The sequence below is a fragment of the Rhodococcus sp. MH15 genome (assembly GCF_019266045.1).
Taxonomy (GTDB): domain Bacteria; phylum Actinomycetota; class Actinomycetes; order Mycobacteriales; family Mycobacteriaceae; genus Rhodococcus_F; species Rhodococcus_F qingshengii.
In genome coordinates this window covers 1-9,483 of sequence record NZ_LPNP01000035.1, presented here as the reverse complement: position 1 = coordinate 9,483, position 9,483 = coordinate 1, and the positions used below count along the sequence as shown (strand labels likewise).

The window sequence follows — 9,483 nt, the reverse complement described above, 5'->3', positions numbered from 1 at the left end:
ATGGTCACTGCGGCGACATCCCGCCAGCAGAGTACGAGAAGACGTTCTACGCTACTGAGCAGGGTGAGCAGGCCTTGGTTGAAATCAAATAGCCAGAGCCTCCATCAGACCCAGGGCGATTCAAACATCGGCGGGTCAAGCGTTTGGAAGGCAGCGAACTTCTCGACCAAGAGGGTCATTGAGCGATCTTCCCGGGCGCTGGTCGAGAAGTAGACCGCCGAAACAGAACCAAAGGCGTAGTCCGGATCGATTGGCACCGTACTCAGGGGACGCTGAGTGAGTTCTTCGTTCGTCCTCTAAGTGAATACCCGCGCTTCGTTTCGACTGAGCGGCCGGAGCGCCCCGTTGGGGGGCTCATCGAACAATCCTCGTCGAACAATCTCAGTCGCCCGATGTTCGGGTCACGGCGATTGCCGTTGAGTGAGTGGACACACTGACGAAGCGGAAGAAAATTGCTCAGGTCGCATAAGACGGAGACGAGGAGGACACTAGTGGACTGGTTCCTATCGGTGAGGGAGAAGAGGCCGGAGTTCACCTATACCGCGGTGCTGTGGGGCATGATCGTTCGACGGCCATCGAGCACGTGATCCACCCGGGTCAGGCCATCGCTCACCGCGAGGATGGTTAGGTTGTCGACGTAGCCGGCGAGGTGGTCTTCGACGGCACACCGGCGATGTGATCGCATTCGGGTATCCCAGCGTCAGCGACGCCGAGCTTGGTCTTGAGATCGGTGTCCAGTTTCGGACAGTGTTTGGACCCATACGGGCATTCGGCTCGATCGGTGTTGATCACCGAGTGGGATGCCCCCAATGGGGTGAGTTGCGCAGGGTTAGGATGCATTTCAGTTCCGGTCGTTGCCGGGGCAACTGACCGTTTACGCCGTGCCCGGTGCATGGCGGTGTCGAGTACGGGTAGGACGGCATGCCTCTTACGAAGAAGTTTTCCGAGATGTACGACGACGCATTGACTGCACTGGCCGCGGCGTCCCAACGACCTGCCAACGTCGTGAATGTGGACGGCCACTACGCTATTCGTGTCGACCTCGAGTACAACCGCTACGTCCTGGCCACGAACGCTCCGCGAGGACTATGGGACGAACCTGACGCCAGCGAATCCTGGTTGGTGCGTATCTTTCAAACCGGCGACGACGGTACGGACACGCTGCTCGGCGAGGCGAAGAAGCCGTGGCTCATCGACGCATTCGACTCCGCGGTCGAACAGCTTGAATCTGACGGAAACATCGTCGTTGCCGACGCGGAATTCGGCAGCATTCGTTACACCCGCGAACTGGGCTGAACAGTCTCGGGCGTGACTTCCGGTGGTGTGTCCACGGCCGTTTCGCTCAGCTGAGCGATCCGTTCAGCCAGGATCGCGTTCTCGGTTTCAAGTGAGAGAATGACACCGATTCCGGTCAAGTTGATTCCGTCGCCGATCAACGCGGTAATACGGCGCAGTTTGTCGAGGTCCGCCGCGCTGTAACGCCGCGTCCCGCCACTGGTGCGTGCGGGGGTCAACAGTCCGCGACGTTCGTAGAGTCTCAATGTCTGTGGGCCGACTCCGGACAGTTCCGACATCACGGAAATTCCGTAGACCCCTCGGTGGGCGTGCGCTGGATCCTTCAATGCCTCAGCGCTCTCCTTTAACCCAGCCGAATATCTCTCGACCTTAACATGTTGGTGCGTCGTCCCCCCGCCCTCCCGCACCTAAAACCTGATCTCCGACGCCACAGATTTCATCTGACGTGCGAAACCGATCTAGCCGGGAAAGGAGCCGAAAAGATTCCGCGCATGCTGGTTTCGTGCATAAGTGGGCACGTTTGGGCCCGGAAGTCGTATTGCTGTGGGTCGATCACTGTTTCACCTGTTGCCTTTTATCTGCATCGGCTGATATAGATTTATGACAGTCAATTACTTAGATGCATGCTGGAGCACTTGCACTTCGGGAGCGTGAATGACCACTGCCATGGCCACCGCCCGCGACGGCGACGGCATCACCTGCCCGGCGCTGGGGCCGCTCTCCGGGCCTGTGGTCGCTCGGGCCGCGGCGATGGTTTTCTGGAGCGTTCTGCCGATCAACACCCGAAAATGAAGGAGGCGACGATGTCGGCAACACGATCTGTACGCCGTTCCGGCAACACGACGGTGTCTTCACCTCAGCGAGGGGCCACTGTCCCTAGGCACTCTGCCAGGGCGATGACAAGGGGAAAAGGATTGGCATTCTCATGAGCACCCACACGCGAGACGCCGACTACACGCACCTTGCGGCCCTTTTCGAACAGATGGCTTCAATACCGAATGACGACGAGCACCGCGAGCGTCTACGTGCGCAGATCATCGAGTCGTGTCTACCACTGACCCGGAACATCGCCTTGCGATACCGCGGTCGCGGACAAGCCCACGAGGACCTCGTACAGGCCGCCAGCGTCGGTCTGGTCAGTGCGGTGAACCGCTTCGATCTCGCCAAGGGCAAAGACTTCCTAGCCTTCGCGATTCCGACGATGGTGGGTGAAGTGCGCAAACATTTCCGGGACCGCGGCTGGGACGTCCGTGTTCCGCGCTCGTTGCAGGAAAACTATCTCGCGCTCAACAAGGCCCGCTCTTCCCTCACCCAAGCCCTCGGACGCGAACCCACCGTGCCGGAACTGGCAAAAGAACTCGAAGTGGAACCTGCCGAGATCGCGGAGATCGTCGCCGCCGGCGATTCCTATCACGCGGCGTCCCTCGATGCCGCAACCGTCAACGACGGACGGACGATCGCAGACACCTTGGGAGACTTCGACTCTGCCCTCGAAGGCATTGACAACCAACAAACGCTCCGACCGGCACTACTCGCACTTCCTCAACGAGAACGCGCAATCGTGCTCTACCGATTCTTCGGCGAACTGACCCAAGCGGAAATTGCCGAGAAGGTTGGTCTCTCGCAAATGCATGTCTCCCGACTGCTCGCACAATCGCTCAAAGCGCTCCGACGGACGCAGTCCCTCGCAGCGCTCGAGGCCGCCGTCGCAGCGTGAGCTGGATGCCAAGAAAAGTGGACTCGTGTTGACCCCGGTACAAGGCAACTCGTGATCGGACGCGTCGTCGGTTACGGCGACGAGACACACCAACTGTCCGGTGGCCGGCGCTTACTCGTTGCTCTCCTCCGCGTGCGGGATCAAGAATCTGCCTGCAAGACCTTGGTCAGTGTGATTGTCACAGCCCACTTCTCCTCGGGTGCGGTGGGCGGGAGCTCCTCGAGGACCACTTCGTCGGCCAGGGTCTCGAGGACGCGCCACCCGAAGGACGAAGTGCTCGTGGTGATCTGACCCGTTGTTGCCGCAGAGAGGATCACCTGCGCAGCGGCGGTATCGTCGCCGAACGTGCACGTCAGGGTGCTGGAGGGGAGGGCGTGGCCGATGAGGATGGTCGCTGCTTCGTCGGCGGCGAGTACGAGATCGGACAACGCGTCCAACGAGAGCGCATAGTGCGCGGCCACGGTTCGCACCAGCGATCGCAGCACCGGCAGTTGATCCGGTGATGCAGAGACGGACAGTGAAGGTGAAACGGCGACCGGGGAAACGATCGCCCGCGCGAAGGACGTCACGTGAGATTTGCTCCTGTACTTAATCGGATGCAGCCAACCCCATTGGTGGGATCTTGGTAGCCGCATTCGAGAAGGATGATCAGCACTCAGCTACCCAACTGAAGTGCCGCCAAACATCGAGCTTAACGCCGTTGTCAGAGACCCAGCAGGGCGTGGTCGGAGTGTGTTGGTACGGCGTCGGGCATGTGGAAGTCCGTTGCCAGCCCCGTGAGGAGCTTTTCTGCGACATCACGAACTTTCACGAGTGTTTCCTGCGAATGCCAGGTGAGGACGTTGAATGCCCGGTTCGCCGATTCCGTGACCGTGTCATCGATAGTTTCGGTGACATCGACGTAGAAGCCGGAACTGCCGATGATCTCGCCGGACTCGTCGACCAGTCGTTCGCCGACTATCGCCACCGAGCGCGTCGTTCCTCTAGTGTCGACGATGCGGTGCGGGCTGCTGAACGAGCCGCCGGAAGTGCGGAGCGCTTCCAACGTCTCAGCGACATGAGGCCGATCGCCGGAATGTTTCTGAGAGAGACGCAATTTCGTGGTGGGGGTGATGGCGCCGGGTTCGTAGCGGTGTATCCGACTGCTTCCACTCGCCGTCGCGGCGATAGAGGAATCCTTCCACCCTTTGCAGCGCAACGGATTTCGTCGTCGGACCCACGCCCATGTCGTCCGGTACAGCATGTCCCTTTCGTTCCTCGCCCAACCCTGGGCTTGGTGCAGCGATGTTTGCCCGCCGAACTGCCTGGGCATCACCACCGAGCGCAGGCGCAGCGCGGATGCTGCGCGTCGGAGCTGGTGGGCTCGCCGTCGGGCATGGACCGGCACTCGGTCGCATGTCTGGGCTGTCATGCATAATCGGTGCCGGTCCGACCCGCCGCCAGCAACTCCTGAACTACGTTCTGTAGCGCAAGATTTGACGATCCCAGGGCCACCCCGGGTTGGTGGACCGGATGGGCGGCGATATAGACGTAGGGGACAAGCGCCCTGGGGCGATAGTGAGCGGTACTGGAAGATGTTCCGGCGAGAGGACAATCAGATGAACGGCGGGAAAGAGAAGGCAACGAGCGAGAACTCGTCGGAGAAAGCGGACGTGATATTTCCATCCGAGGTATCGACGAAACTCTCCGTCTTCGACCGGTTCGCCACCTACGTCAGTGCACGCACCTCACAGGCATGGTTTTTCGTGGTGTGCGTGATAATCGTGGTGCTCTGGGCTCCGTCGTTCTTCCTGTTGGGCACTATCGACACCTGGCAACTGACCATCAACACCGTCACATTCCTCGAATCTAGCGGATCCCAGGGGGCGCACGATCGAATCGGGAGCACGTCACACCATCACCCGGAAGCAATCGAGTGAGGAGTCGGTGGCATCGGGCACGGCCATACCCGCGCGCAGTCCGGACTGAAGGTAGCCGATGACGTCCGCGTCGAGGCGCTCTCCGGGCACCACGACCGGAATTCCGGGTGGGTACGGGGTGAGTTGCTCGGCGGCGATACGTCCCGCAGCGTGTGCGCCGGGGACCATTTCTGTTCGGCCGAAGAATGCCTCGCGTGGCGATGACACAGTTTCGAGTTGAAGGCTCGCAGGAGAGGGTAGCTCGATGCGGGGGGTGTCGGGGAAACTTGGTGCTGCGCCGCAGAGAGCTTCGAGGCCGTCCAGCAGTCTTCGGGTGGTCTCGCGATCGTCTGCGGTGGAGACGGTCGCGAGAATGCGTCGATGATCGCTCATGCCGACGTCGATCGAGCGTTCGGCTCGGAGCCAATCCGCGCACTGATAACCGGTGGCTCCCGTCCGTGAAACGTCGATCAGCAGTGCCAGAACGAAGAACCCGCGCGATCGGCGGAAGCGTCGACCTCAACGTCGTCGAGAAGATCATCCATCCCCGATACCTCAGCCTGCTCGAACGCGAGCAGTTGCAGGATCTACGGCGCGCAGGGTTGTCGATCCGGGCGATCGCGTCAGAAATGCGACGCGCACCGTCGACGATCAGCCGAGAACTCAAGCGCAACACCGTCTCGGTGAGGGGATATATGCCTCATACGGCGCATCGGCTGTCCGTGAAGCATCGGGCCCGGCCGCGGCAGGCGAAGCTGGTTGCCAATGCCGAGCTTCGTTCCTACGTCCAGGGGAAACTGGCGAAAAGGTGGTCGCCGCAACAGATCAGTCACCGATTGGTCAAGGACTTTCCGACCACTCCGCAGATGCGTGCGAGCACCGAGACGATTTATCAAGCGATCTACGTCCACGCCCGAGGCGAACTCACACGGGAACTCGGAAAGCAACTGCGCCGCGGTCGAATTGCACGCAAACCGCACAAGCAGCCCGATGCCCGCCGGCCGCGGTTCGTCGACCCGATGAACTCCATCAGCAATCGGCCAGCGGAGGTCGACTCGCGAAAAGTTCCAGGACATTGGGAAGGTGATCTCATCATCGGCGCGCTGGGTGGATCGGCGATCGCGACACTAGTCGAACGCTCCTCCCGCTTCGTGATGCTCGGGCACCTCGGCCGCGAGCGGACTGCCGAAGCCGTCCGAGACTCCCTCATCACCACCGTCCGTCACCTGCCCACATCACTGCGGGGAACACTGACCTGGGACCAAGGCGCCGAGATGGCCGAACACCGCGCGTTCACCGCCGCGACCAACTTCGACGTCTACTTCGCAGACGCGGGCGCTCCCTGGCAGCGCGGCAGCAACGAGAACACCAACGGTCTACTGCGCCAATACTTCCCGCGCGGAACCGACCTGGCAGTGCACAGCGTCGACAAACTCTTGGCCGTCGCGGAGGAGCTTAACGATCGACCCCGGAAATCACTCGACTGGGACACCCCTGCAGAGCGCCTGAGTGCTTTACTGGAAGTCTCGTAACCACGAGTGTTGCGACGATTGCTGGAATACAAGGGGTGGGATGTTCCGTGATATCCGTGACCCACAGCTTGTTCGGCTCGTCGCGGGTGAACTTGCGGTCCACGAGATCGCTCGCGGTCGGAGTCTGATGCTTGGAACGCGCACGTTTGTTTCCCGGAAGTCCTTTCACACCAGCAGTTCTCATCAACATTTCGATGCAGCCGTGTCCCACGGCAATGTCGTGACCAAGGGTGAGTTCAGCGTGGATGCGCCGCGCACCGTAGGTGCCATGCGAGGTGGTGTGAACCTCGGTGATCAGCTGCGTCAGCCAGGCATGTCGCAATGAGCGTTCCGAGGGCGGGCGATTGCGCCACTCGTAGAAACCGGACTCGGACACCTCCAGAACGCGGCATGAGGTCTGTACCGGTAGTCCTTCCTTGGTCATCACTTCGATCGCTTCGAACCGCCTTTTGGGAGCACCACCGACTTCAACAGTTCCGTGGAGCGTTTGGCGATGGCAAGCTCGGTCTCCAACTCGGCGATACGACGACGGGCGGCGGCGAGTTCGGCGCTCTCGATCGAGCTCAGCCCCGGCTTCTGTCCGGAATCGATGAGCTCCTGGTTACGCCAGTTGTAGATGGTCTGTTCGGTGACATCGAGACCTGCGGCGACCTCGGCAACCGTGCGTCCTGACTTCAACAGATCGAGAACTTTCCGGCGGAACTCGGGCGGATAACGTCGGGGCATCGTGAACCTCTCTCGGGTGCATCAATGCCTGAAGTAAAACAAACGAACTCCGGAAAACTCGGGGCACATCAAAGTCTCCGGACTCGCCGGTGCGATTCATGGTATCGAACATGATGATCCCGTTCTCTTGCGGACGATTACCTGGCCTGCCGGTCAGGAAACGCCGATAGAGATCCGCCCACGTGATCCGTTTGTGCCGTTTGAGCAGCCATTGGGTAACCCGATGCCAGGCAAAGGAATCGAGGTACCCGAAGGTCGCTTTCGACACACCGTGACGGAAATACGCACACCATCCTCGGAGCACCGGATTGAGGCGTCCGAGGAGATCAGCCAAGCCTTGATGACGTGCCTTCTTTGTCAGTGCCCGCACCTTCGCCATGATCGAAAGCAACGCCTTCTTCGACGGATAGGTGTAGACACTCATCGAGCGGCTCCGGTGATGAATGCGGTCTTTCCCGCCAGTCGTGTCATGGACTCGGCCCCTTTGTCAGCGGCCGGTGCGGGCCGGTAGGTGAGCAATAGCGCCGTTGGCCTCGGCGAGATCCCACAGCAAGTCTGCGGTAATGATGCCGGCGACGTTGCCGTCGTCGTCGTACCCGACGATCGGCCCGTGGAAGATCCCCAACATCAACGATTCGGATTCCTGTTTCGGCAGGTGCACGATCCCGGCGGGTTCGTATACGTAACAGTTCGGTCCGATTGGGTCGACCTCTCCCTCGTATGCCCATGTGCCGAAGATGTTGTAGGCCTCCGCACCGCCGAGATGGCGGTGCAACGGCGCCTCAGCCCCTTCGGAGACGTACAGCAAAATGGTGGTGGCGCCAGTCGTCTCATTGATGTTGAGAAGCTTGAACGAGGTTCCAGGCATCGGAAACGGGGTCCACGAAATGCTGTCGCAGTTTGTGACCCGCGAAGCCAGACTGTTGGTCGGTTCGGTCACGGGCCCAACTGCGCGACTGAAGATTTCGGCAACTGGTGGATTCTGTGCCGGGTCGATGTCGGAACCCTCGTTGGGAACCGCCGGTTGGGCCGGGCTGGGGCCCTGATGGGTTCGGGCGTCTGTGCTCAGTGTCATGATTAGCCTGTCTGTGGGGGGTGTCACATTCCACTGACAAACTTGCCTCGGCGCACAGGAGACGTCCATGACCAGAGTTCACAGGGTCGTTAGGTTTCGACTAACGTGCCACTTCAACCGCAGTAGGGGACGATAGCGTGCAATCCATCCCTGACCTCAATACTCGGGTGCTGCGCTACTTCGTTGCTCTCGCCCAGGCCGGCACCTACACACGGGCCGCGGAAATTCTGCGCGTCGCGACGCCGTCACTGTCCCAGCAGATCAGCAAACTAGAGCATGAGATCGGTGTACGACTGTTCGAGCGGGATCATCGCGGCGCGAGGCTTACCGATGCGGGCTCAGAGTTTCTTCCCATGGCCATCAATTTGCTGTCCGTGCATGATCAAGCAATCGGTGTCGTTCGCCGGCATCGCCGCGCTGCACAACAACAGATTCGGATCGGATTCTTTGCCACAGTCGCAGGCTCTCACACTCGCGAGATTTTGGACAAACTGCGAAATGCTGTGCCCGGTATCAAAATTGAACTCGTCCAAGTGGGTTGGGGTGAACAAGTCCTCGCCATCCTCGACGGCCGCGTCGATGTCGTGTTTGCACGCCCACCGTTGGATACGACACACATTCGCGCATTTCCCGTCCTCACCGAACAGCGAGTCCTGGCCATGTCGGCCAATCATCGCCTCGCAGCGAAAAGTGAACTGAAAGCGTCCGATCTGGCCGAGGTTGTTCAGGTTGATACCGATAATGTCCCGGAGGGTTGGCGGCGATGGTGGTCAGTCGATCCGCGCCCGGATGGAAGCCCTGTTACCTACGGTCCGCTAGTGCACGGAGTCGAGGAGATGCTCGAAGTCGTCGCGACCAGCGATGTAGTCGCTGTCACCGCCGAAAGCCTCGTCGCCGCATTTTCTCGACAGGACATCGTATCGCCCGATCTCCGATATTGACCCGACGCAGATAGTTCTCATCACGCCCTTGGAGGAACGGGTAACGATCAACGCACTAGTTCACGCTGTGAGATGATCCGAGCCTCCGGCGAGGGAATTAGAGGTGTCCTACTTCGTCGTATCGCTCTGCGCGCACGACTCGGGGTCCGTTGCTGAGTGCGGGTATGTCCGCCACTAGTTGTATGAGGAACGGACGTTAGTTACGCGGTGCCGGCGGTAAGCGGCGGGCGGTCGTCCTCCGCGTGTTGAATGCGGTCGATGATAATTGTAGTGAACGTTCCAGATTTCCACGGCGGTG

The 9,483-nt window shown here is 60.3% G+C and carries 14 protein-coding genes and 3 pseudogenes; 6 read left to right on the top strand and 11 right to left on the bottom strand.

Features of this window, described 5'->3' with window-relative positions; genetic code table 11:
• Positions 1-104: 104 nt before the first annotated feature.
• Together ATN37_RS00480 and ATN37_RS00475 are read right to left on the bottom strand one after the other, a co-directional pair.
• Positions 105-257, bottom strand: a complete 153-nt coding sequence (locus tag ATN37_RS00480; RefSeq protein WP_156423138.1) for a hypothetical protein — start codon at positions 255-257, stop codon at positions 105-107.
• Positions 258-624: 367 nt separating this feature from the next.
• Positions 625-840, bottom strand: a complete 216-nt coding sequence (locus ATN37_RS00475) for a hypothetical protein (RefSeq protein WP_156423137.1) — start codon at positions 838-840, stop codon at positions 625-627.
• Between the two features lie 81 nt (positions 841-921).
• Between ATN37_RS00475 and ATN37_RS00470 the strand changes: the two genes are divergently transcribed.
• Entirely contained in the window at positions 922-1,296 is a 375-nt protein-coding gene (locus ATN37_RS00470) for a hypothetical protein (RefSeq protein WP_058037999.1), read from the top strand.
• Here the strand turns inward: ATN37_RS00470 and ATN37_RS00465 are convergent.
• Positions 1,275-1,574 (bottom strand): MerR family transcriptional regulator, encoded by a 300-nt coding sequence (locus tag ATN37_RS00465; protein WP_051119175.1) that lies wholly within the window; start codon positions 1,572-1,574, stop codon positions 1,275-1,277. The two genes, ATN37_RS00470 and ATN37_RS00465, sit on opposite strands and share 22 nt — an antisense overlap.
• A 376-nt stretch (positions 1,575-1,950) precedes the next feature.
• On the opposite strand from ATN37_RS00465, the gene ATN37_RS00460 reads away from it, so the two are divergent.
• A complete protein-coding gene (locus ATN37_RS00460) occupies positions 1,951-2,088 on the top strand; it encodes a hypothetical protein (RefSeq protein WP_156423136.1) in 138 nt (45 codons plus the stop codon).
• A 133-nt stretch (positions 2,089-2,221) separates the two neighbouring features.
• Positions 2,222-3,013 (top strand): SigB/SigF/SigG family RNA polymerase sigma factor, encoded by a 792-nt coding sequence (locus ATN37_RS00455; RefSeq protein WP_029256707.1) that lies wholly within the window; start codon positions 2,222-2,224, stop codon positions 3,011-3,013.
• A 140-nt stretch (positions 3,014-3,153) separates the two neighbouring features.
• Here the strand turns inward: ATN37_RS00455 and ATN37_RS00450 are convergent, their stop codons facing one another.
• The gene (locus ATN37_RS00450) at positions 3,154-3,582 is read right to left on the bottom strand and encodes an ATP-binding protein (protein WP_019749549.1); all 429 of its coding nucleotides are present in this window, start codon (positions 3,580-3,582) and stop codon (positions 3,154-3,156) included.
• Positions 3,583-3,716: 134 nt separating this feature from the next.
• Entirely contained in the window at positions 3,717-4,424 is a 708-nt protein-coding gene (locus ATN37_RS00445; protein ID WP_253741304.1) for a PAS domain-containing protein, read from the bottom strand.
• A 187-nt stretch (positions 4,425-4,611) separates the two neighbouring features.
• Between ATN37_RS00445 and ATN37_RS00440 the strand changes: the two are divergent.
• A pseudogene (locus ATN37_RS00440) lies at positions 4,612-4,851 on the top strand (low affinity iron permease family protein); the annotation flags it as partial.
• Positions 4,852-4,902: 51 nt separating this feature from the next.
• On the opposite strand, the gene ATN37_RS00435 reads toward ATN37_RS00440, so the two are convergent.
• Positions 4,903-5,304 carry a hypothetical protein gene (locus tag ATN37_RS00435; protein WP_058037998.1) on the bottom strand — a complete coding sequence of 134 codons (402 nt, stop codon included), beginning with the start codon at positions 5,302-5,304 and terminating at the stop codon, positions 4,903-4,905.
• An 83-nt stretch (positions 5,305-5,387) separates the two neighbouring features.
• Between ATN37_RS00435 and ATN37_RS00430 the strand changes: the two genes are divergently transcribed.
• Positions 5,388-6,443 (top strand): IS30 family transposase, encoded by a 1,056-nt coding sequence (locus ATN37_RS00430; protein ID WP_082661392.1) that lies wholly within the window; start codon positions 5,388-5,390, stop codon positions 6,441-6,443.
• Here the strand turns inward: ATN37_RS00430 and ATN37_RS33045 are convergent.
• The 4 genes and pseudogenes from ATN37_RS33045 to ATN37_RS00410 all read right to left on the bottom strand — a co-directional run bounded on the left by ATN37_RS33045 (position 6,367) and on the right by ATN37_RS00410 (position 8,244).
• Entirely contained in the window at positions 6,367-6,867 is a 501-nt protein-coding gene (locus ATN37_RS33045) for an IS3 family transposase (protein ID WP_058037997.1), read from the bottom strand. The genes ATN37_RS00430 and ATN37_RS33045 overlap by 77 nt on opposite strands.
• Positions 6,867-7,169: a transposase gene (locus ATN37_RS00420; RefSeq protein WP_058037996.1), complete on the bottom strand. Its 303-nt coding sequence runs from the start codon at positions 7,167-7,169 to the stop codon at positions 6,867-6,869. The genes ATN37_RS33045 and ATN37_RS00420 overlap by 1 nt, the downstream gene beginning before the upstream one ends.
• Positions 7,170-7,344: 175 nt before the next feature.
• Positions 7,345-7,548, bottom strand: a pseudogene (locus tag ATN37_RS32210) (group II intron maturase-specific domain-containing protein); the annotation flags it as partial.
• Positions 7,549-7,656: 108 nt separating this feature from the next.
• A complete protein-coding gene (locus tag ATN37_RS00410; protein ID WP_058037995.1) occupies positions 7,657-8,244 on the bottom strand; it encodes a cupin domain-containing protein in 588 nt (195 codons plus the stop codon).
• 137 nt (positions 8,245-8,381) lie between these two features.
• On the opposite strand from ATN37_RS00410, the gene ATN37_RS00405 reads away from it, so the two are divergent.
• Positions 8,382-9,185, top strand: a complete 804-nt coding sequence (locus ATN37_RS00405; protein ID WP_082661390.1) for a LysR family transcriptional regulator — start codon at positions 8,382-8,384, stop codon at positions 9,183-9,185.
• Between the two features lie 174 nt (positions 9,186-9,359).
• Here the strand turns inward: ATN37_RS00405 and ATN37_RS32205 are convergent.
• Positions 9,360-9,483, bottom strand: a pseudogene (locus ATN37_RS32205) (IS481 family transposase); the annotation flags it as partial.